Source organism: Acidovorax sp. Root70, assembly GCF_001428225.1.
GTDB lineage: Bacteria > Pseudomonadota > Gammaproteobacteria > Burkholderiales > Burkholderiaceae_C > Acidovorax.
Genome location: NZ_LMHQ01000031.1, coordinates 234,163 through 255,586, shown reverse-complemented (window position 1 = coordinate 255,586; position 21,424 = coordinate 234,163). Strand labels below are relative to the sequence as shown.

At 67.0% G+C, this 21,424-nt stretch carries 23 protein-coding genes; 6 read left to right on the top strand and 17 right to left on the bottom strand.

From position 1 onward, the window contains the following. Positions 1-3: 3 nt before the first annotated feature. The 3 genes from ASD94_RS20865 to ASD94_RS20855 are packed head-to-tail and all read right to left on the bottom strand — an operon-like array spanning position 4 to position 1,894. The gene (locus ASD94_RS20865; protein ID WP_056647220.1) at positions 4-765 is read right to left on the bottom strand and encodes a DNA-binding domain-containing protein; all 762 of its coding nucleotides are present in this window, start codon (positions 763-765) and stop codon (positions 4-6) included. Then, positions 756-1,604: a DUF692 domain-containing protein gene (locus ASD94_RS20860; RefSeq protein ID WP_056647219.1), complete on the bottom strand. Its 849-nt coding sequence runs from the start codon at positions 1,602-1,604 to the stop codon at positions 756-758. Before ASD94_RS20860 ends, ASD94_RS20865 begins: the two co-directional genes overlap by 10 nt. 2 nt (positions 1,605-1,606) lie before the next feature. After that, on the bottom strand, positions 1,607-1,894 hold the full coding sequence (locus ASD94_RS20855) for a DUF2282 domain-containing protein (protein WP_056647216.1): 288 nt from the start codon (positions 1,892-1,894) through the stop codon (positions 1,607-1,609). Between the two features lie 212 nt (positions 1,895-2,106). On the opposite strand from ASD94_RS20855, the gene ASD94_RS20850 reads away from it, so the two are divergent. Both ASD94_RS20850 and ASD94_RS20845 read left to right on the top strand, forming a co-directional pair. Continuing rightward, positions 2,107-2,652, top strand: a complete 546-nt coding sequence (locus tag ASD94_RS20850; protein ID WP_056647212.1) for a sigma-70 family RNA polymerase sigma factor — start codon at positions 2,107-2,109, stop codon at positions 2,650-2,652. Next, positions 2,649-3,290, top strand: coding sequence for an NrsF family protein (locus ASD94_RS20845; protein WP_056647209.1), 642 nt, complete (start codon positions 2,649-2,651; stop codon positions 3,288-3,290). Before ASD94_RS20850 ends, ASD94_RS20845 begins: the two co-directional genes overlap by 4 nt. Positions 3,291-3,321: 31 nt before the next feature. Here ASD94_RS20845 and ASD94_RS20840 read toward each other — a convergent pair whose 3' ends face one another. Next, entirely contained in the window at positions 3,322-3,780 is a 459-nt protein-coding gene (locus ASD94_RS20840; protein WP_056647656.1) for a GNAT family N-acetyltransferase, read from the bottom strand. 131 nt (positions 3,781-3,911) lie between these two features. After that, complete coding sequence (locus tag ASD94_RS20835; RefSeq protein WP_056647207.1) at positions 3,912-5,165, bottom strand: multifunctional CCA addition/repair protein; 1,254 nt, start codon at positions 5,163-5,165, stop codon at positions 3,912-3,914. Positions 5,166-5,204: 39 nt separating this feature from the next. On the opposite strand from ASD94_RS20835, the gene ASD94_RS20830 reads away from it, so the two are divergent. Beyond that, complete coding sequence (locus ASD94_RS20830; protein ID WP_056647204.1) at positions 5,205-5,660, top strand: hypothetical protein; 456 nt, start codon at positions 5,205-5,207, stop codon at positions 5,658-5,660. Positions 5,661-5,684: 24 nt separating this feature from the next. Here ASD94_RS20830 and ASD94_RS20825 read toward each other — a convergent pair whose 3' ends face one another. The 3 genes from ASD94_RS20825 to ASD94_RS20815 all read right to left on the bottom strand — a co-directional run bounded on the left by ASD94_RS20825 (position 5,685) and on the right by ASD94_RS20815 (position 7,435). Beyond that, on the bottom strand, positions 5,685-5,993 hold the full coding sequence (locus tag ASD94_RS20825) for an NIPSNAP family protein (RefSeq protein ID WP_056647201.1): 309 nt from the start codon (positions 5,991-5,993) through the stop codon (positions 5,685-5,687). 5 nt (positions 5,994-5,998) lie between these two features. Further along, positions 5,999-6,691, bottom strand: a complete 693-nt coding sequence (locus ASD94_RS20820) for a glutathione S-transferase family protein (protein ID WP_056647199.1) — start codon at positions 6,689-6,691, stop codon at positions 5,999-6,001. Between the two features lie 171 nt (positions 6,692-6,862). After that, on the bottom strand, positions 6,863-7,435 hold the full coding sequence (locus tag ASD94_RS20815; RefSeq protein WP_056647195.1) for a 5-formyltetrahydrofolate cyclo-ligase: 573 nt from the start codon (positions 7,433-7,435) through the stop codon (positions 6,863-6,865). 14 nt (positions 7,436-7,449) lie between these two features. Here ASD94_RS20815 and ASD94_RS20810 point away from each other — a divergent pair, with 14 nt between their 5' ends. Both ASD94_RS20810 and ASD94_RS20805 read left to right on the top strand, forming a co-directional pair. Next, positions 7,450-9,435, top strand: a complete 1,986-nt coding sequence (locus tag ASD94_RS20810) for a lytic transglycosylase domain-containing protein (RefSeq protein WP_056647193.1) — start codon at positions 7,450-7,452, stop codon at positions 9,433-9,435. 132 nt (positions 9,436-9,567) lie between these two features. Then, entirely contained in the window at positions 9,568-10,146 is a 579-nt protein-coding gene (locus ASD94_RS20805; protein ID WP_235510729.1) for a DUF4124 domain-containing protein, read from the top strand. Positions 10,147-10,222: 76 nt separating this feature from the next. On the opposite strand, the gene ASD94_RS20800 is transcribed toward ASD94_RS20805, so the two are convergent. The 9 genes from ASD94_RS20800 to ASD94_RS20760 form a co-directional block, all read right to left on the bottom strand. Next, complete coding sequence (locus ASD94_RS20800; RefSeq protein WP_056647188.1) at positions 10,223-11,155, bottom strand: MBL fold metallo-hydrolase; 933 nt, start codon at positions 11,153-11,155, stop codon at positions 10,223-10,225. Positions 11,156-11,271: 116 nt separating this feature from the next. After that, the gene (gene rbsD, locus ASD94_RS20795) at positions 11,272-11,661 is read right to left on the bottom strand and encodes a D-ribose pyranase (protein WP_056647184.1); all 390 of its coding nucleotides are present in this window, start codon (positions 11,659-11,661) and stop codon (positions 11,272-11,274) included. Further along, positions 11,658-12,602, bottom strand: a complete 945-nt coding sequence (gene rbsK, locus ASD94_RS20790) for a ribokinase (RefSeq protein ID WP_056647182.1) — start codon at positions 12,600-12,602, stop codon at positions 11,658-11,660. The genes rbsD and rbsK overlap by 4 nt, the downstream gene beginning before the upstream one ends. Next, positions 12,599-13,621, bottom strand: a complete 1,023-nt coding sequence (locus ASD94_RS20785; RefSeq protein ID WP_056647172.1) for a LacI family DNA-binding transcriptional regulator — start codon at positions 13,619-13,621, stop codon at positions 12,599-12,601. Before ASD94_RS20785 ends, rbsK begins: the two co-directional genes overlap by 4 nt. A gap of 57 nt (positions 13,622-13,678) precedes the next feature. Beyond that, positions 13,679-14,671 (bottom strand): ABC transporter permease, encoded by a 993-nt coding sequence (locus tag ASD94_RS20780; protein WP_056647169.1) that lies wholly within the window; start codon positions 14,669-14,671, stop codon positions 13,679-13,681. Further along, positions 14,668-16,323 (bottom strand): sugar ABC transporter ATP-binding protein, encoded by a 1,656-nt coding sequence (locus ASD94_RS20775; protein WP_056647166.1) that lies wholly within the window; start codon positions 16,321-16,323, stop codon positions 14,668-14,670. Before ASD94_RS20775 ends, ASD94_RS20780 begins: the two co-directional genes overlap by 4 nt. 147 nt (positions 16,324-16,470) lie before the next feature. Further along, complete coding sequence (locus ASD94_RS20770) at positions 16,471-17,424, bottom strand: sugar ABC transporter substrate-binding protein (protein ID WP_056647163.1); 954 nt, start codon at positions 17,422-17,424, stop codon at positions 16,471-16,473. 299 nt (positions 17,425-17,723) lie between these two features. Next, positions 17,724-19,406, bottom strand: coding sequence for an AMP-binding protein (locus ASD94_RS20765; protein WP_056647652.1), 1,683 nt, complete (start codon positions 19,404-19,406; stop codon positions 17,724-17,726). Between the two features lie 72 nt (positions 19,407-19,478). Beyond that, positions 19,479-20,225 carry a hypothetical protein gene (locus ASD94_RS20760; protein WP_056647160.1) on the bottom strand — a complete coding sequence of 249 codons (747 nt, stop codon included), beginning with the start codon at positions 20,223-20,225 and terminating at the stop codon, positions 19,479-19,481. 84 nt (positions 20,226-20,309) lie between these two features. On the opposite strand from ASD94_RS20760, the gene ASD94_RS20755 reads away from it, so the two are divergent. Next, positions 20,310-21,206, top strand: coding sequence for a triacylglycerol lipase (locus ASD94_RS20755; protein WP_056647158.1), 897 nt, complete (start codon positions 20,310-20,312; stop codon positions 21,204-21,206). Positions 21,207-21,424 lie beyond the last annotated feature (218 nt).

Below are 21,424 nucleotides of genomic sequence, written 5' to 3'. Positions count from 1 at the left end.
ACCTCAGTCTGTGTGGGAATCCGTTGGAATCAAGGCGCCCGCGTCCATCAGGCGGCCCATCAGGGCGGCAAAGTCGGTGCCCGGGTCGGCCTCCAGGGCGCGGGTGGCGGCGGCCTCCAGGGGCAGGCCTTGGGCGCAGGCGTCCAGAAAGGCCACTCCTGCACGCGGTAGGGGATGCCACACCACTTCGGCATGGGGCCGGGTGAGCAAAGCCCCATCACCCGTCCACTCCAGTGCTTCATTGGGGAGCAGACCTTCACGGTGACTCTGCCACAGGGCATATGCCGGATGCTCGTCGCACCAGCTCCAGCGTGCGGCGGGGTGCGGACGCAGCGGCACAAGGGGCAACGTGTCGGGGGCCTGCTGCACAAGCCAGCCACGGTCGATGGCGGTGGCATTCCCTGCCAGATGGCATTCGGTCCAGTACCGGTCCAGGCGCGCCACGGGGGATAGGTAGGGCAGCTCGGCCGCCGGTGCAAACCCGGCCAGAAAGTCGGCAAACCCCGCGCCATAGTTCACCAGCAGCCCGTCAACTGGCGGCTGCGCGCGGGCGTACACCGCAGCGGCGGCGCGGAACCAGTCTTCGCCCACCAGCTGGCTCACCGTGGGGTAGTTGGCTTGCAGCGCATCGATGCAGCCTTTGAGCGCGGTGTTGCGATACACGGCAAATCCCGGTTGGGACTCCAGTGCAGACAGCCACGGTGCTTGCGCGGCGTGGCCGAGCAGCGCGGCAGAGAAGCCGTCCTGGAAGGTGCTCAGCTGCATGCGGCCTCCTCGGGCTGCACCGCGGTGAGTGCGCTGTGGGCCTGATCACGCTCGGCCAGCAGTTCCCCCAAGGGTGGCAGGTGGTCGTCGCGCTCGATCAGCGTGGGCACGGGGCCGGTGCGTGCGATCACCTGCTCGTACAGCGCCCACACAGCGGGCGCCACGGGCGCATCGTGGCTATCGATGAGCAAGGCGTTGCCGTGCACCGGGTCCGCATGGTGGCCTGCCAGGTGGATTTCGGCCACGGCGTGCAGGGGGAAGGCGCCGAGGTAGGCCTGTGCGTCAAAGCCCAGGTTGTTGGCGCTGATGTACACGTTGTTCACGTCCAGCAGCAGGGCGCAGCCGGTGCGCTGCACCAGTTCGGCGAGAAAATCGGTCTCCAGCCAGTCATGGCCGTCGATGTGCAGGTAATGCGTCGGGTTCTCGATGGCGATGGGGCGTTGCAGCACGTCCTGCGTGCGGGCGATGTTGCCAGCGATGCGGTGCAGCGCCGCTTGCGTACGGGGAAACGGCAGCAGGTCGGGCAGGTACTGCCCGCGCCAGGTGGACCAGGCCAGGTGCTCAGAAATGAGGGCGGGATCGACGCGCCGTGCGAGGGCGGCGAGGCGCTTCAGGTGGGCCGCGTCGGGCGGGGCATCGGCCGCGAGCGACAGCGACACGCCATGCAGAGCCACCGGGTGGCGCGCACGGATGGCCTCCAGCCAGGTCAGGCGCGGGCCGCCATCGGCCAGGTAGTTCTCGGGGTGCACCTCCCACCACAAGCCGGGGGCGGTGCACCGCAGCGCCTCGTCGTAGTGCTGGGGCTTGAGGCCCAGGCCAGCGGTGAGAGGGGGGGCCATGGTCAGCTCTTCATGGGCGTCAGCATGCCCATGCCCTTGGGTGTCTTGATCGAGGCGCAGGTGCCTGCGGGCACGAACTTCCAGGCGTTGCCTTGGTAGTCCATCTTGGAGGTGCCCGCGCAGGTGGTGCCGGGGCCGGCGGCGCAGTCGTTCTTGCCTGCCATCGAGACGCCGTAGCACTTCTCCATGGCGGGCTTGGCGCCGTCCATGGGGGCGGTCTGGGCCATGGCGGCGCCAGAGGTCAGGGCAACGAGGGCGAGGGCGCCGAGGCTGAGGGTGCGGGTGGTCATGGTAGGAATCTCCGAAGGTTGGGTAAGGGTTGAGTCCGACCGGGGTGCTGCCCAGAGGCTGCGTGGAACTGCCCGATCTGCGTTGTAATTCGCGCTGTGCAGCGGTCGGGTTACAGCGCTGCGCAAAAAATCGCGACGGCATGACGAAGATATTTTTTGTGCTGCCTGTAACCCATCCGCCCCGGGATACGAATTCCTTGCAGGGAGACACCATGGAGATAGTGGAAGAGCGCCTGCGTGGCTTGTTGCTGCAGGGGCTGGATGCCGACGCAGCCGCCTACCAGCGCTTTTTGAAGGAGCTGAGTGCCCATCTGCGCGCCTTCTTGCGCCGCCGCCTCGCGCAGCGGCCTGATGAGGTGGAAGACCTGGTGCAGGAGACGTTGCTGGCCGTGCACAACCAGCGCCACACCTACCGGCCCGAAATGCCGGTGACGGCCTGGGCGCATGCGATTGCGCGCTACAAGCTTATCGACTGGCTGCGCTCGCATGCCGCCAAGGAGGCGCGCAATGACCCGCTGGACGATGCGGACGAGTTGTTTGCCAGCAGCGACAGCGAGGCTGCTGAAGCCCGGCGCGACCTGGGGCAGTTGCTTCAGACCCTGCCGGACAAGCAGCGACTGCCGATTGAGTATGTGAAGCTGGAAGGGTTGTCGGTGGTCGAGACGGCGCGCCTCACGGGGCTGTCGGAGTCGGCCGTCAAAGTCGGCGTGCACCGGGGCCTGAAGGCCCTGGCTGCGAAGATCAGAGGAATGACATGAAAACCGATGAATTGATCCACCTGCTGGCTGCAGACGAGCGGCCCGTGCGGCGCACCGCCATCGAGCAACGGATTGCCGTGGCCAGCGCTGTGGGCATTGCCGGCGCCGGGGTGCTGATGCTGACCTTGTTCGGCCTGCGCCCCGATCTGCTGGCGACCATGGCGCTGCCCATGTTCTGGGGCAAGCTGGTGTTTGCGGCAGCGCTGGCGGCTGCAGGCCTGGCGCTGCTGCGCCGCATGGCCCGCCCGGGCATGCCGCTAGGCCACGCGGCCCTGTGGCTGGCGGTGCCGCCGCTGGTGCTGTGGGCCATGGCCTTGGGGGCGTTGTCGCAGGTGTCTGCCGCAGAGCGCATGCCGATCATCCTGGGCAGCACCTGGCGCACTTGCCCCTTCAATATCGCCTTGCTCTCGGTGCCCGCATTTGTGGCCGGGTTCTGGGCGCTCAAGGGCGCGGCCCCTACGCGCCTGGCGTGGGCAGGAGCGGGCGCCGGATTGCTGGCGGGTGCGCTGGGGGCTCTGGTGTATGCGCTGCATTGCCCCGAAATGGCCGCGCCGTTTCTGGCGGTGTGGTACGTGGCAGGCATGGCCATGCCGACGGCGCTGGGGGCTGTGCTGGGGCCGCGCCTCCTGCGTTGGTGAGGGCGGCTGATACAGCAAGCGCCATGGCGGCTCAGGCGCTGACGCGTTTGCTGTAGGCGCGAAACACCGTGTCCAGCGTCCACCCCAGCGATTCGTAGAGTGACTGCGCGGCGATGTTGGTGTGTGCCGTGGTCAAGTCCATGCGCACCCTGCCATGGGCGCGGGCCGTCGCCTCTGCTGCCACCAGCAGGCTGCGCCCGGTGCCGGTTTGGCGCGCTGCGGGCACCACGAACAGGTCGTACAGCGTGTAGATGGGGGCCGCCTCCACCGAGCAGAAGGTGGGATAGAGCTGGCAAAAGCCCATTGCGGCCTGCGAAGCATCCATTGCCAGCAGGATCACCGACTCTCCACGCTCTAGCCGTTCTGCCATGAAGGCCCGTGCTCTGGACAGGTCTGGCGCCTGCTCGTAGAACTGCCGGTAGGCATCAAAAAGCGGCGCGATGGTGTCGGCGTCGGCCGGTGTGGCGGGGCGGATGTGCGCAGCGGTCATGGTGGCGTCGGGATGGCAGAAGGGCCCCAAGAGGCGCCCAGCGGTTGGCAGAGGCGCACTCCTGAAGGGGTGCGGGCGGACGCGGATTGTAGAAAGGGTTCTGCCGCGTCTTGGGGATGCCGTGCGCGGGGTCAGGCCGCGTCGATGTGGGCCTGCAGCCACTGCGCCACCGCTGCCACTCGCGCCTGGTGGATCAGCGCGCCCACCTTCGGGCCGCTCACGCCCTTGGCGGCAGCCTGTGCGGCAATGTCGCGCGTGACCACCGACTGCACCGCCGTCAGCACGGAGGCCAACCGCTGGCGCTGGGGGTAGGCTGATTCCTCAAACCCCAGCCGCCCGCGTGCATCACACTCGCAGGCCAGCAGGATGTCGGCAAAACGCTCGGGCTTGCGGATGGCGTCGCAACGCTCCAGCAGGCGTACCAGGGCAGCGGCCGCAAGGTCGCCGCTGCGGTGGATGTTGCCGTGTTCGCGCGCCACCACGTCGGCAGTCTCGCGGCAGTCCACGGGCACGCGCAGGCGTTCGGCCACGTCTTTCAGCAGCCTCGCGCTGCGCTCCTCGTGCCCGATGTGGCGGGGCAGCACATGGGCAGCCGTCGTGCCCTTGCCCAGATCGTGCACGAGGCAGGCAAACCGCACCGTGAGCGGCGCCTGCAGCCGCGCGGCCATGTCCAGCACCATCATCAGGTGCACGCCCGTGTCCACCTCGGGGTGGAATTCGGCGCGCTGGGGCACGCCCCACAGGCGTGCCACCTCGGGCAGCAGCACGGCCAGCGCGCCACACTCGCGCAGCACCTCAAACATGCGCGAGGGTTGCTCTTCCATCAGCCCGCGCGCCAGCTCCTGCCACACGCGCTCGGCCACCAGGTGGTCCACCTCGCCATGCGCGACCATTTCGCGCATGAGCTGCATCGTCTCGGGCGCCACCGTGAAGTCGGTGAAGCGCGCCGCAAACCGCGCTACGCGCAGGATGCGCACCGGGTCTTCGCGGAAGGCGTCGGTCACGTGGCGCAGTACGCGGGCCTGAAGGTCTTTTTCGCCGTGATAGGGGTCAAAAAGGCGGGTAGCGCCGGATTCATCTGTGCTGAATGCTATTGAATTAATAGTGAGATCACGGCGTGAGAGGTCTTCGTCCAGCGTCACGTCGGGCGAGCTCTGCACCACAAAGCCCCGGTAGCCACGCCCGCTCTTGCGCTCGGTGCGGGCCAGCGCGTATTCCTCGCGTGTCTCGGGGTGCAAAAAGACCGGGAAGTCGCGCCCCACGGGCAGGTAGCCCTGCGCCAGCATCTGCTCGGGCGTGGCGCCCACCACCACCCAGTCGTGGTCATTCACCGGCCGGCCCAGCAGCTTGTCGCGGACCGCGCCGCCCACCATGTAGATTTGCATCGGCGTAGTTTAGGGTGGGGGCCGTATAGTCCCGCCACCATGTCCCTATCGTCTGATCTCACCATTGCCCAGCTCAACCCCGACGGCAGCGTGCCCGTGCCTCAGGCGCCCGACGCCGCCGCCAACGCGGCTGCCGAGGCCTTGCAGCGCGAGGCGCAGTTCGAGGCCCTGAAGGCGCAGGTGGAAGGCTTGCAGGAGATCCTGGCCAAGCCGCTCAATGAAATCCTGGCCGACCGCGACAAGTTCAAGGAGGCCGCCGCCGCATGGGACGCCTTTGGCGCCATGTGGATGCTGTCCCAGCGCGCCATGAAGCGTGTGGCTTTGGACCTGGCCGCGCAGCAGGGGTTGAGCGACGAAGAGGTGGTCGCGCGTGGGCTGGCCTATGCCAATCGGGTCCTCAATGCGGAGGAGGAAGACCTGGGCGGAACCATCGCTCCCGCCCAGCTGGCGCACATCGCGCGGCACAAGCCGTTCTTGCGCAAGCAGTTCCGTTAAAAGACTGCCTGTGCGCGCCTTCATTCAGGCGAATACCGGCCTGAAAAAGCTCCGTTCATAGCTCACGATGCACCCCGTCTCCTCGGCATAGCGGAAGACCGCCAGGCAGTCCGTGTCTTGCATCGACGCCTCGCGGTAGCGCTCATAGGCCGCGAGGCTCTCGAACGTGAACAGTGCCAGTGCAATGTTGTTGGCGCCCTCGCTGGGCATGAAGTAGCCGTGGTGCTGGCCGCCGAACTTCTCGACCAGCGGAATCCACAGCTTGCCGTAGTGCTCGAACTCTTTCAGCTTGCTGGTGTTGAGCACGTAGCGCAGGTAGATGGTGGCGGCCATGGGGCTCAGCCTTCGGTATGGCGCAGGCGGTAGGGCTCTTCGAAGTCCAGAAAGTCCTTCTCGGCCAGGGCTTCGTCGATCCAGGCCTTCACGCCGGGCAGGGCACGCACGCGGTCCACATAGGCCTGGATGGGCGCAGGCACGGGCAGAGCGTAGGTGTGCAGCCGCATGCACACGGGGGCGAAGTAGGCATCGGCCACGGTGAAGTCGCCAAACAGCAGGGGGCCGCCGTGCTCCTGCAGCAACGCACTCCACATCTCCACCAGGCGCTGCACGTCGGAGCGCACGCCGGCCTGGTCGCGCCAGATCAGGGCACCGGTGTCGGCCAGTTGGGCTTCGATGTTCATGGGGCAGTGGCTGCGCAGGGCGGTGAAGCCGCTGTGCATCTCGGCACAGACGCTCCGGGCGCGTGCGCGGGCCTTTGCTTCCGTGGGCCAGAGCTTTTTGTCGGGATGGGCTTCTGCCACGTACTCCGCAATCGCCAGCGTGTCCCACACCACCAGGTCGCCATCGACCAGCACGGGCACCTTGGCGGTGGGGCTGACGGCGCCGATGGTGCGCTTGAAGTCCGATTGCGCGTCAAAGCTGTCAAAGCGCACGCGCACCTCTTCATAGACGATGCCCGCCTGCTTGAGCAGCACCCAGGGGCGCATGGACCAGGACGAGTAGTTCTTGTTGCCGATGTAGAGCTTGAGCATGGTGGGCACCTGAAATGAAGAGGTCAGCCCGCCATGCTAGCCGCTGCGGCGCGCGCCAGCGATGCGAAAAACCGGTCCGAATGATGCGCAGCAGGCATCACAGGCCTTCGTGCCGACCGGCAAGTGCCCGTGGGCGGTCTGCCGTGCGGCCGCCAGCGGGCACTGAGGGGATCAGACCGGCCAGACCACGCCGTTGTCGTTCAGGATGGCATCGAGTGGCAGGTCGAACGCCTCGGGCTCGAAATCGTCCAGGTAGCCGTGGGTGAAGCCCAGGCCCACCGTGAAGGGCTTGGGCTGCAGTGTGGCCAGCGTGCGGTCGTAAAAACCGCCGCCGTAGCCCAGCCGGTAGCCACCCGGCGCATAGCCCACGCAGGGCACAAACAGCAGCGTGGGCACGATGACCTCGGTGTCCTTGGGCTTGGGGATGCCGTAGGCGTCTTCTTCCATGGGGCAGCCGGGGTACCAGGCGTGGAAGGTCAGGGTCTTGTGCTGCTTGTTGACCACCGGCAGGCCGATGCGGCGGCGCAGGGGTTCGTCCAGCAGCTCGCCGTCTTCCTTCCAGCGGTGCAGGGCAGGCAGGGGGTCGAACTCGCCTTTGATGGGCCAGTAGGCGCCGATCACCGTGTCCGGCCGGTTCACCAGCCAGATGCGCATCACCTGCTGTAACAGGTCGGCCCGCTGTAGGCGGTCGGGCAGGTTGAGGCGTTCTTCTATCAATGTGCGCCGAAGGGCTGCTTTGTCCATCAGATAATTCCCCCATGCAATTTCTCAGAGCCATTCTGACACCCCTTGTGGCAGCCACCCTGTTGGCCGCCACCGCGCCCCTTGTCATGGCGCAAAACCGCGGTGACGATACCCTGCTGGAGATGCAGCAGGCCTTCCGCAAGGGTGACCGCAACAAGCTCGCGCAGCTGCTGCCTGCGGCACGCGGCCACGCGCTGGAGCCCTGGGCTGCCTACTGGGAGCTGCGGGTGCGCTTGGGCGAGGCGTCGCCGCAGGAGATCCAGTCTTTCATGCAGCGCTACGCGGGCAGCTACCAGGAAGACCGCCTGCGCAACGACTGGCTGCTGCTGCTGGGCCAGCGGCGCGACTGGAGCCAGTTTGCCGAGCAGCACCCCAACTACCGCATGTCGGATGACCGCGAGGTGCGCTGCTACGCGCTGCTGATCGACCACATCAAGGGCACGGCTGCCGCCACGGTGGCGGACGACGTGCGCAGCAACTGGTACGCCATTCGCGACGCCGACGATGGCTGCAACCATGCGGCTGGCGAGCTGTACAGCGCCAAGAAACTCTCGGCGCTGGACATCTGGCGCAAAGCCCGGCTGGGCGTGGACGCCAACCGGCCCCGCGTGGTGCGCAATGCCGTCGAAATCGTGGCGCCCGATGCGCTGCCCCAGCTCAAGGAAGCGCTCGACACCCCCAGCAAATACCTGCTCGGCCGGGCCACGGCGCGGGGCAAGGTGCGCCAGGAGCTGATCGTGCTGGCACTGATCAAGCTCGCAGGCAGCGACCCGGACGGCGCAGCCCGCCAGCTCGACAGCAAATGGAGCGTTCACCTCTCGCCCGAGGAGCGCAACTGGGCCTGGGGCGTGATCGGCAAGGCGGCTGCGCAAAAGCTGTCCAGCGATGCCATGGGCTACTTTGGCAACATCACCAAAGACAGCGACCTCAACGACGATCTGCTGGGCTGGAAAGTGCGCGCCGCACTGCGCGCCGGCCAGTGGAAGGCCGTGGCCAAGGCTGTGGACGCCATGGGCCCCGAAGGCCGGCAGGACAGCACCTGGGTGTACTGGAAGGCGCGTGCGCTGCTCACGGGCCGCGTGACGGATGCTGAGCGCGCCGAAGCCCGCCAGATGCTCGAAGGCATTGCCGGCACGCGCGGGTTCTATGAACAACTGGCCCTTGAGGAACTGGGCCAGCGCATCACCGTGCCGCCATCCCCCGCGCCCCTCACGGCCGAAGAAAAAGCCGCCGCCCGTGCCAACCCTGGCCTGAACCGCGCGCTGTATGCCATCCTGCTCGGCCTGCGCAGCGAAGGCGTGCGCGAATGGAACTACACCACCAACCTGCATCAGAGTGGCGGGATGCCCGACCGTGAGCTGCTGGCCGCCGCTGATTTCGCGTGTCAGCGCGAGGTGTGGGACCGGTGCATCAACACCAGCGAACGCACCAAGGGCGTGATCGAGGTCACCCAGCGGTTCCCCATGCCGTTTCGCAGCGCCGTGGTGGAGCGCGCGCAGGGCATCGGCATCGACCCGGCCTATGTGTATGGCCTGATCCGCCAGGAAAGCCGCTTTGTGATGGACGCGCGCTCGCACGTGGGCGCCTCGGGCCTGATGCAGGTGATGCCCGCCACGGCCCGCTGGACGGCCAAGAAGATCGGCCTCACCAACTTCACGCCCGACCAGATCACCGACCGTGACACCAATATCACCATCGGCACCGCCTACCTCAAGCTGGCGCTGGACGACTTTGCAGGCTCCATGCCCATGGCTGCTGCCGCCTACAACGCGGGCCCCGGCCGCCCACGCAGCTGGCGCAACGGCCCGGTGCTGGACGCTGCCATCTGGGCCGAGAACGTGCCTTTTGCCGAGACGCGCGACTACGTGAAGAAGGTGCTGTCCAACACCACCAACTATGCAGCCATGCTCACCGGCCTGCCCCAGTCGCTCAAGAGCCGCCTGGGCACCATTGGCCCGCGCGATGCGGCCTTGCCCGAGGTGAATAAGGACCTGCCGTGACGCCAACTGCCGTTGACGGGCGTCGGAGAGCAAACTGATTGCTATAAAAATCAGAGCTATAGGCGCATGATAAATGTGCGCCTGGGCATGTTTGCATAAAAGGGGAGGGGTGGAATGGGTAAACTGGCATGGATGGCTTGCGTGACCACAATCGGCGCGGTCGTGGCGTGGGGCGCGGGCGCGCAGGCGCAGCCCGTGTACAAGTGGGTGGATGCCGATGGCAAGACCCACTACGGGTCGCAGCCCCCACCCGCCAAGCAGGACGCCGAGCCGCTGAAGCTGCAGAGCAACAACGGCACCAGCGGTGGCGGTGGCTCCTCCAGCGGCAAGGGCGCCAGCGCCAAGGCGGGCCAGCAGTACAACCCTGACGGTACCAAAAAGGTCTCGAAGGACGTCGAGGAGTTTGGCGAGGGGCTCAAAAAATCGCTGGGCACCGTGGACAGCAAGCAGGTTCCCCTGAACTGCGCCGTGGCCGTGGACAACATCCACTACCAGGCCGACCTGATGCTGGAAGTGGGCCAGAAGAACGTGCGGGATGGCTACATGACCCAGACGGCGTTCGATGCCACGGCACCCAAGATCCGCGAAGCCAAGGGCAAATACAGCGTGTCCGACTGCCAGGGCGCATCGGGCAACAAGAAGTCGTTTTACCAGTGCATGTCCAGCAGCAAGAACCACGTCACGGGCTGCGACAAGCAATACAAACATTGAGGGCGTGGGGCTGACCTTCTCGGTAGTTTTGTGCCTGCGGTGTCGCGTTCAACCCCGCAGGCGCATGCGCCACGCCTCACACGTTGTGCAGCACCTCGCCCTGGCGCGCCGCAGCGCCTGACCGCACCAGTTCATCCGCCAGACTCTGCAGCCATTCGGCCTCGGTCTGCGCTGCAAAGTGCCGCGTGCGCAGCATGCCGAAATACGGCGTGGCCTGCGCCCAGGCCGTGAGGTCGAGGATGCCGATCTGCTGCCATTCGAGCAGCTTGTACTTCAGCAGCACCTTGGCCGCGTAGAGCGCATGTTTGCCCGGGTTGCGCACAAAACCGTCCAGGCGGCGGCGGGCGCCGTCGATGGCGCGGGGCGCATCGGCAAACACCGGCCCGTGGCCCGGGATCACGACCTGCGGCGACAGCGCCTCAATCAGGTCCAGCGTGGCCCCCACCTGGGCGAAGGCATCGTCGCCCTCCAGTTCGGGGAACACCACGCCAAAGCCGTTCTCCCACAGTGCATCGGCCGAGATCAGCACGCGGCCCTGGGGCTCGAACAGCACCACCGAATGCGGGTCGTGCCCCGGTGCAGCATGCACCTGCCAGGGCTTGTCGCCCAGCAGCACACACGAGCCCGGCACCAGCAGCGTGTCGGCCCGAAACGGCGGGCATTCCTGCCCGGTGGGCGTGTAGCTCAGCGCGTAGGCATCCCACTGGCGCACATGGTCGGCCTGGCCGGGCGGGATGGCGGTGAGCACGCTGGGCCAGGCCTTTTGCAGCGCGGCATTGCCGCCGCAGTGGTCGCTGTGCAGGTGGGTGTTGAGGATGCGGTCCAGCGCGCGGCCCTGCAGCGTGCCGCGCACCAGGTCCACGGTCTGATCGGCATGGCTGCAGTAGCCGGTGTCCACGATGGCCGTGTCGTGCTGGCCGATAAAAAGGATGTTGTTGGCCGACAGCCAGCCGCGTTCGAGGACGGTGATTTCGGGAGGCAGGAGATCGTGGGGCTCGGAGCTGGGCATGGGGGCAGGCAAAAGGTGAGGCCTCAGCGTACCCCAGGTGTGCCCTGCTAGACGTTCTCCAAAACCCGCAACGCCCGGCCTGCGGCGGGTCCGGCGGGTTTCACAACGTCAGAACCTCAGAAGGTCACGCCTGCCACCAGGATCACGTTGGCGTAAGGCGTGCACTCGCCCGTGCGCACCATCACACGGGCTTGCTGCGTCAGGCGCTTGAAGTCCTCGTGCGAGACCGCCTGGGGAGTGACTGGCAGCTGGCACCAGGCGGGCAACTGGCCGTCGTTGCGCTCCACGGCTTCGGTGGCGATCACGGCCTTTTCGACCTGCATTTCTTCCAGCACCACCCGCAGCACATCCGCCACGGCGGGGATGCCCGGCGTGAGCGCCAGGTCAATGCGGCGCGGGCCGGGGGGGATGGGCAGGCCCACATCGCCGATCACCAGCATGTCGCCATGGCCCAGGGTGGCGATGGCATGGGAGAGTTCGGCGTGCAGCAGGGCGGTGCGTTTCACAGGGGGCTCCAGGCGGGCGGTTGGGGGCTTTGCGCCACGGCGGCGCGGGTGGGAATGGAGGGCTGGGCGCCCGGCTGGGTGACGCACAGCGCCGATGCGCGGATGCCTTCGCGCACGGCGGCGTCCAGCGGCTCGCCGCGTGCCAGCGCCACGGCCAGCGCACCCAGGAAGGTGTCGCCTGCGGCCGTGGTGTCCACGGCTTTCACGACCAGGCTAGGGTGGTAGCGGTTGCCTGCGGCATCGGCGGCCACGGCGCCTGCTGCGCCCAGGGTCACTACCACCTGGGCGGGGCCCTTGGCGCGCAGGGCTTGTGCGGCCTGCGCGGCATCGGCGGGCGTGGTCACGTTCTGGCCCGCCAGCGCAGCGGCTTCCACCTCGTTCACCACCAGCGTGTGCACCCGCGGCCACAGGGCCTCGGGCAGGGGCTGGATGGGCGAGGGGTTGAGCACCACGGGGCAGCCCGCGGCATGGGCCATCTCGGCGGCGGCGAGCACCTGGGGCAGGGGGGTTTCGAACTGCAGTACCAGGCCGCCTGCGCCTTGCAGGGCGGCGCCCAGCGCTGCGGCATCCAGCACAAAGCGGCCATTGGCGCCGGGTACGACCACGATGCGGTTCTGCCCTGTCGCTTCTACGGTGATGGCGGCCACGCCGGTGGTGGTTGCGGTGTCGGTCTGCACGCCGCTGTGATCGATGCCGTCAGTGTCCAGCCCGGCGCGCAGCGTGTGGCCGTAGCCGTCATCGCCCACGCGGCCAAACAGGGCCACCTGGGCGCCCTGGCGCGCGCAGGCCACGGCCTGGTTGCCGCCTTTGCCGCCGGGCACCAGGTGCAGGGCGTCGGCCAGCACGGTTTCGCCAGGGCCGGGTGCGTGTTGCACCTGCAGCACCAGGTCCATGTTCAGGCTGCCGACGACGGCGATGCGGGGCTTGTTGTTGGTGCTCATGCCGCACCTCCGAGCGCATGGGCCGTGGAGGCGCGCACGCGCAGCTCGGGCTGCAGCATCACCTTGCGCGCGTCCTGGCGCTTGCCGTCGATGCGCTCCAGCAGCATGTCCACGGCCAGCGCGCCGATGCGCTGCTTGGGCTGGGCCACGGTGGTGAGCGGCGGGCTGGTGAAGGCGGTGAGTTCGATGTCGTCAAAGCCGACGATGGACAGTGCCTCGGGCACGCGCAGGTCGCGCTCGTGTGCGGCGCACAGCGCGCCCATGGCCATAAGGTCGTTGCAGACAAAGACGGCAGTGGGCGGCTCGGGCGCGCGCAGTACGGCGTGCATGGCTTCGTAGCCGCCCTGGCTCGTGAAGTTGCCGTGCCACAGCAGGCCCTCGCCGGTGCCGCAGCCCGCGTCGGCCAGTGCGGTGCGCCAGCCGGCAATGCGTTGCTCGCTGGGGGCAATGCCCTCGGGGCCGCCAATGCAGGCAATGCGGCGGTGGCCCAGCGACAGCAGGTGGCGCGTGGCCAGCAGGCCGCCCTGCATGTGGGCGGTTTCCACCAGGTCACAGGGCTGTTGTTCGGCGATGTCGATTTCGCGGTCCACCAGCACGGTGGGGATGGACAGGCCTGCGAGCTGCGTGGCCAGCGTGGCGTCGTGCCCGGTGGAGACCACGATGAGCCCGTCGATGCGCCGCTCGGCCAGCACCTGCAGGTAGGTGCCCTGGCGGTGCGCCTCGTCGTTGGTGTTGCACAGGATGACGTTGTAGCCCGCGCCAAAGCAGCGGTCTTCCACGCTGTGCACGATCTCGGCAAAGTAGGGGTTGGAGCTGTTGGGGATCAACATGCCCAGCGTGCGCGTGTTGTTGCTCTTGAGGCTGCGCGCAATGGCGCTGGGCACATAGCCCAGGGCACGGATGGCAGCCTCGACACGTTCGCGGCCCTCGGGGCTCACGCGGCGCGTGCCGTTGACCACGTGCGACACCGTGGTGACCGACACCTCGGCGTGGCGCGCAACGTCCTTGATAGTAGCCATGCAAAAAAGAAGAATGAGGTCGTGGGTGGTGGGGCGGCTGGATGCGGGGTCAGTCTCTCAGACCTTGGCGCGGCGCTGGCGCAGCGTGTCCACAATGACGGCCGCCACGATCACAAAACCCGTGATGATGCGCTTGCTGGGCTCGCTGGCGCCCACCTGGGCCAGGCCTGCCTCCAGCACCGCGATGATGAGCACGCCAAACGCGGTGTTCACCACCGAGCCGCGCCCGCCCATCAGGCTGGTGCCGCCAATCACCACGGCCGCAATCACCTGCAGCTCCATGCCGGTGCCTGCGTTGGGGTCGGCAGCTTCGAGCCGGGCCGACTGCATCAGGCCCGCCAGACCTGCGAGCAGGCCGGTCATGGCAAACACGATCACGCGGATGGGGCGCGGGTCCACACCCGCCAGGCGCATGGCTTCTTCATTGGTGCCAATGCCCACCACGCAGCGGCCAAACACGGTGCGCGACAGCACTAGTTGCGCCACCACCACCAGCACCACGGCCAGCAAAAAGGCGAACGAGATGCCGCCAAAAAACGGCGCCGACAGCCACGAGATCGCATCGCCCACGTACTGGGTGCGCGAGTCGGTGACTACATAGGCGCTGCCGCGCACGGCTTCGAGCATGCCCAGCGACACGATGAACGAGGGCAGCCGCCATGCGACCGAAATGGTGCCCGTGATGGTGCCGCACACCAGGCCCGTGGCCAGGGCCAGCGCGGCGGCGGCGGGTACCGTCCAGCCCCACTGCAGGATGGCGGCGGCCGAGGTGGCGGCGGCCAGCGCCATCACCGAGCCCACCGACAGGTCGATGCCCGCGATGATGAGCACAAAGGTCATGCCCACGGCCATCACGGCCAGGGCCGGGATTTCGTTGGCGATGGTGATGAAGGTCTCGGCGCTCCAGAAGTATTCGGACAGCGACGAGAACAGCGCCACCATGCCCGCCAGCACGGCCATCAGGCCCAGGTAGGTACCCAGCTGGCTGCGCCAGACCGAGGCAGAGGAGGGCGCCGCAGCGGGCGCGGCAGATGTTGTGGGGGCGTTCATGCGGTCACAGGGGAAGAAGTTGAAGGGGTGGTGCTGGGGCGCCCGCCGGGCTCGGAAAACGCGGCCGCCAGCAGGGATTGCTCGGACCACTCGCCGCGCTCGAATACGGCCACCAAGCGGCCTGCGCTCATCACGCCGATGCGGTCGGCCATGGCCATGAGTTCGCGCAGGTCGGACGACACCATGAGCAGCGCACGGCCTTCCAGGGCCATGCGGTCCAGCTCGCCGTACAGCTCGGCGCGCGCGCCCACGTCCACGCCGCGCGTGGGCTCGTCAAGCAGCAGCACGCGGCCTTCGCGGTGCAGCCAGCGGGCGAACACCACCTTTTGCTGGTTGCCGCCCGACAGTTGTCCCACCGGCTGTTCCGGGCCGTGGCAGCGCACGCGCAGGGTGCGGATGAATCCCTGCACCAGGCGGCTTTCGAGCCCGCGCTGCAGCCAGCCGCCGCGCGATACGGCCGACAGGTCGGACAGCGTGGCGTTGATGCGGATGGGCTGCGACAGCAGCAGGCCTTGGGATTTGCGGTCTTCGGTGACCAGGCCGACTCCGGCGGCGATGGCTTGCAGCGGAGACGCGAAACCCCTGTGCCAAGTACGAGGCACAGTTGTGGTTTGGGTGTTTGCTATGTTTTGTATAGCTTCTTTGGCTTGTCCATCGCGCGGGACAGCCTGTTTTTGTTCAAATTCTGAGTGCAAGGTGACGCTGCCCCGGTCCGCGCGGTCGGCACCGAACAGCAGGCGGACCAGCTCGGTGCGGCCCGATCCGACCAACCCGGCAATGCCAAAAATTTCACCGGCCCGCAGCTCCAGGCTCACATCCTGCACAGCGGTGCCCCGGCCCAGCTTGTCAGCGCTCATCACCACCGGGCCGACGGTGCGGCGCGGGCGGTGGTCCAGGTCGCTCACCACGCGGCCCACCATGCGCTGCACCAGGTCGTCTTCGCTCATGCCCGCCATGGGGCGCACGTCCACCAGGCGACCATCGCGCAGCACGGCCACGCGGTCGGCAATGCGGCGCAGCTCTTCAAGCCGGTGCGACACGTAGATGATGGCCACGCCACGTGCGGTGAGGTGGGCGATCTGCTCAAACAGGTAATTGGTCTCGCGCGGCGTGAGCATGGCCGTGGGCTCGTCGAGCACCAGGATGCGCGTGTCGTCCTGCAGGTTGCGCGCAATCTCCACCATCTGCTGCTGGCCGATGCCCAGCTGCGAGACGGGTGTGGCGGGGTCAATGTTGTCGAGCCCGATCTTGGCCAGCTGTGCACGGGCGGCGGCGTGCAGCACATCGCGCTGCAGCCAGCCCAGCCGGTGCGGCAGGCGGCCCATCAACAAATTCTCGGCCACGGTGAGCGTGGGCACCAGGCCCAGCTCCTGCATCACCATGCGCACGCCGTGGCGCTCGGCATCGCGGCGCGACGCGGGGGCGTAGGCCTGCCCCGCCAGCAACATGCCGCCGCGCGTGGGCTGCTCCAGCCCGCAGAGGATTTTGGACAGCGTGCTCTTGCCCGCGCCGTTCTCCCCGGTCAGCGCCAGCACCTCGCCCGCAAACAGCTCCACGTTCACGCCATCGAGCACGGTGGCGGTGTAGTCCTTGCCCACGGCCTGGATGGCGAGCAGGGGCGGGGACGCGGTGGCGTTGGTTGTGTGGGGCATGGGCTTGAGAGGCGTTGGTCGGGTCGCTACACCCATCACCGTTCGGGCTGAGCTTGTCGAAGCCAGGGCGCTACGGTAGCGCAGCCCTTCGACAGGCTCAGGGTGAACGGCGGGGGTTGATGTGACGCGTTCTAAGGTGCCAGGGGCTTACTTGCTGTCTTTCGTCACCAGCACCACGTCGGTCTTCACCGTGGCGGGCAGCTGGTTCTGGGGCGTCTTCGCGGCCAGGGCCTTCTGCGCGAGTTCGATGCCGAACACGGCCTGCTTGGCGGCGTACTGGTCGGCGGTGGCCAGCACGCGGCCGTCGGCCAGCATGGGCTTGATGGCGCCGATGTTGTCGTAGCCCACCACCTGCACCTTGCCGGTCTTGCCCGCAGCCTTCACGGCGGCCACGGCGCCCAGGGCCATGCTGTCGTTGCCGGCCAGCAGAGCCACAAGGTCCGGGTGCTCGCGCATCATGCCGGCGGCCACGGTGTTGCCCTTTTCGATCTCCCAGTTGCCGGACTGCACGCCCACCACGGTGATGTTGGCGGCCTTCATGGCGTCCTGGTAGCCCAGGGTGCGCTGCTGCGCATTGAAGGTGGTGGACACGCCTTCGATGATGCCGACCTTGTCGCCCGCCTTCAGCGTCTTGGCCAGGTGGTCGCCCACGAGCTTGGCGCCTGCGCGGTTGTCGGGGCCCACAAAGGGCACGGTGATGTTCTTTTCCTTCAGCGCATCGGCATCGAGCTGGTTGTCGATGTTGACCACCAGGATGCCCTTGTCGATGGCCGCCTTGACCACGGGCACCAGCGCCTTCGAATCCGCGGGGGCCAGCACGATGGCGTTGACCTTCTGCGCCACGGCTTGTTCGATCATCTTGATCTGGGCTGCCGTGTCAGTCTCGTTCTTGATGCCGTTGGCCACCAGCGTGTATTCCTTGGCGTGGGCCTTCTGGTGCGCCTTGGCGCCGTCTTCCATGGTGCGGAAGAACTCGTTGGCCAGCGACTTCATGATGAGCGCGATCTTGGGCTTGTCCTGCGCAAACGCGGGGCTGGCCAGCAGGCTGCCCACAACGGCGAGGGCGGCGGCGGTCTGAACGGAACGGCGGGTGAACTTCATGGGTGTTGTCTCCAGGTTGGAATGTGGACCAAGGCGACCGACAGCGTGGATAGAACCCCGGCAGACCCCGCAAAAAGGAGCGGCTGCGGAGGCCCGGCGCCTTGTCGCGATTGGGATGATAACGAAAGCAAACGTTTGCGCAAACGTTTGCTATTCGGTAAAAACCCGAAGATGCCGACATCGAATGACCTGGGGTACGCGGGCGGGTTGCAGTTTTTGCGCCCAAGAAAAAGGGCGCCGAAGCGCCCTGGGGGAGGTTGCAGGGTGCAGCGTTCGGGCCGCTGCGCCTATGAACAAGGTCAAGCCTTGCGCAATTCCCTGCGCAGGATCTTGCCCACATTGCTCTTGGGCAACTCGTCGCGGAACTCGATGTACTTGGGGCGCTTGTAGCCCGTGAGGTTCTGGTGGCAGTAGTTGGCCACCTCGTCCTCGGTCAGGGCTGGGTCGCTCTTGATGATGAACACCTTGATGGCCTCGCCCTGCTTCTCATCGGGCACGCCGATGGCCGCGCATTCGACCACGCCGGGGCACAGACTGATGACCTGCTCCAGCTCGTTGGGGAACACGTTGAAGCCGCTCACCAGGATCATGTCCTTCTTGCGGTCGATGATGCGGGTGTAGCCCTGCGGGTCCATGATGCCGATGTCGCCCGTGCGCATGAAGCCATCGGCGGTGAAGGCCTTGGCGTTCTCCTCGGGCTGGTTGTAGTAACCCACCATCACGTTGGGGCCCTTGATGCAGATCTCGCCCGACGCACCCTGGGGCAGGCTGTTGCCCTCGTCGTCCTTGATGGCGATGTCGATGCCCGGCAGCGGCAGGCCGATGGTGCCGCTGAACTCGGTGTTGATCACCGGGTTGTTGGTGCCGATGGCGCAGGTCTCGCTCATGCCCCAGCCCTCGATCATGGTGCTGCCGGTCACCTTCTGCCACTGCTTGGCCGTGCCTTCGCTGGCGGCCATGCCCCCGGCCTGCGACACGCACAGGTGCGAGAAGTCCAGCGTCTTGAACTGCGGGTTCTGCAGTAGCGCGTTGAACAGCGTGTTCACTGCAGGCAGCATGTGGAAGGGGCGCTTTTTCAGTTCGGCCACGAACTTGGGAATGTCGCGCGGGTTGGGGATCAGCGTGAGGCTGGAGCCCTGGCGGATGGCCAGCAGGCACAGCGTGAGCGCGAAGATGTGGTACAGCGGCAGCGCGGCAATGCTGTTGGCCTTGCTGAGGTCGCCCACCTTGGACAGCGCGGGGGTGAACCACGCCTCGGCCTGCAGCGTGGCGGCCACGATGTTGCGGTGGGTGAGCACAGCGCCCTTCGACAGGCCCGTGGTGCCACCGGTGTACTGCAGGAAGGCAATCGAATCCAGCGTGGCCTGGCTGGGCGCGAGCGACTTGTGCTCGCCCAGCGACAGCGCCTTCTTGAACGTGACGACCTTGCGGCCGCCCGTCAGCGGCAGGTCGTATGCGGGCACCATCTTGGCCAGATGGCGCACGGCAAAGGTGATCCATTGGCCAAACCAGAAGCCCAGCAGGTCGCCCATGGACGCCATCACCACATGCTGGACGGCCGTGTGGTCAATGACCTCGGCCAGCGTGTGGGCAAAGTTCTCCAGGATCACGATGGCCGTGGCGCCCGAGTCCTTGAGCTGGTGCTCCAGCTCGCGCGCGGTGTACAGCGGGTTCACGTTCACGCAGGTGTAGCCTGCGCGCAGCACGGCGGCCATGGTCACGCCAAACTGCGGAATGTTGGGCAGCATGATGGCCACGCGCGCACCGGGCTCCAGCCCCAGGCTTTGCAGATAGGCACCCAGCGCGGCCGAGCGGCGTTCCAGCTCGCCATAGGTCATCCACTGGTCCATGCAGACCGAAAACGGGCTCGACGCGTGTTTGCGGAACGACTCTTCCAGCAGGTGGGCCACAGAGCGGTATTGCTCGGGCTTCACGTCATGCGGGACGCCCGGGGGGTAGCTCTTGAGCCAGATCTTTTCCATGCGCTTGATTCCTTCGGTGCCAAATGCCATTGATAGGTGGGCACAGATTGTGGAAGGCGGGGGCGTTGCGGGCTATCGGGCTTGTCCTAGTGTGCTGGCGAGCTGGGTCCCGCAGGTGACAGGATCAGCGTCGAAGAGCAAATTCATCAGCGCGCGCTCGCGTTGTTCGATGGCGGCCAGGAATTGCTCTACCCCGCCGCGCTGGCGCGCGAGCTGGCCGAAGGTGTCGAACCCCGCCTCCAGAAACTTCTGCAGCGCGCCCATGCCCGCCGCGTGGGCCGGGCCGCGCATCATGCGCAGCATCATCCGCAGTCCGGGTGTGCGGGTGAGGCGCGCCAGGTCATTGCCCATGGCCAGCACGCGCTGCAACTGCTGCTGGCGCGCACGGCGCTGGCCCACGGTGCGCCAGGCGGCGGTGTAGCGGGCGGCGTCGTTGGCCGCATCGGCACCTTCATGCGCACGCCATGCGCGGCCCATGTCCTGGTCCAGCTCCTCGGTCTGCGCGTGCAGCACGGCCAGGGCCACGGCCGTGTTCACGACCGGCTGGGGAAACATGGTCTGCAGCGTGCCCGCGATGCGGCCAAACTGCTGGTCGCGGTCGGTGTAGTCGGTGTCGCTGTACAGCTCTTCCAGAAAGAACCGCGCTGCGGGCCCGAACGCGGGCGATGCCATCAGGTCGGCATAGCTGCCGCGAAAGCGCCGCGCCTGGAAGGTCTTGACGCTGCCCACCGCCGCCCCCAGCACCGGGTCGCCCGTGCGGTGCAGGCGCAGGGCGGTCACATCGGCAATGGCATCGCGGATGGTCTGGGCGGCATCCATGGGGTGGTCCTTCGGGGTTCATGTGGGGTGATGGCGAGGCCGCACAATGTGGCCAGCTGAATTACAACATCGCCCTCCATCACCATGATTGCGCGCTGGCAACGAAGTTTTGTTCTCTTCATCCTGTTGTCCGTGGCCGCGTGGCTGGTGTGGCAATGGCCGCAGTCACCCGCGCGGGCGCTGGTGGGTGCCTTGCTGCCGCTGGTTGTCTACCTGCTCGTGATGGCCGTGGAGTTTGTGCTGATGCACATCACCAACCGCACCGACGCAGCACCGCGTGCCCGCCTGTCGCAGGTGGTGGGTGCCTGGTGGGAGGAGGTGTGGGTGGCGCTGCAGGTCTTTGGCTGGCGCCAGCCGTTTCGCCACGATTCCGTACCCGACTGGCTGCCTGCGCCGCCGACGGGACAGCGCGGCGTGGTGCTGGTGCATGGGTTCATGTGCAACCGGGGCCTGTGGCTGCCGTGGTTTGCGCACTTGCAGGCGCGGGGGCATGCCTATGTGGCGGTCAATCTGGAGCCGGTGATGGGCTCGATTGACGAATATGCAGACATCATTGAAGACGCCGTTCGCAAGGTGACGGCGGCCACCGGGCAGGCGCCGGTGTTGTTGTGCCACAGCATGGGGGGCCTGGCGGTGCGGGCGTGGCTGCGGGCGCACCAGGCCGATGGGCGGGTGCACCGCGTGCTGACGCTGGGCACGCCGCATGGGGGTACGTGGCTGGGGCGTTTCAGCCGGGCGGTGAATGGGCGGCAGATGAGTCTGGCGGGGGACTGGGTGGTGGCGCTGCAGCGGGCGGAGCCTGCGGGGCGGGCGGCGCTGTTTACCTGCTGGTATTCAAACTGCGACAACATCGTGTTCCCGGCGACCACGGCGGCGTTGGCGGGGGCGGACAACCGGTTGGTGGAAGGGGTTGCGCATGTGCAGATGGCGTTTGACCCTGGGGTGATGGAGGCTTGTCTGGAGGAGGTTGGGCGGGGGTGATGCTCTGGTTATTGGGGCTGGATGCGCTGGCGGCTATTGATTTAGTAGTGTTTGGTGGGGTGTGCTGATTTGGCCGCGTGCTTGGGTTGAGGGCGGAGGCCGGGAGTCGCCCGGCGTGCGAGTAACTTTCTTTTGCTTCGCCAAAAGAAAGTCACCAAAGAAAAGGCGACCCCCAGTCTGCGACCCCTTCGCGGTGCGAAGGGGCAAACCTGCGNTGC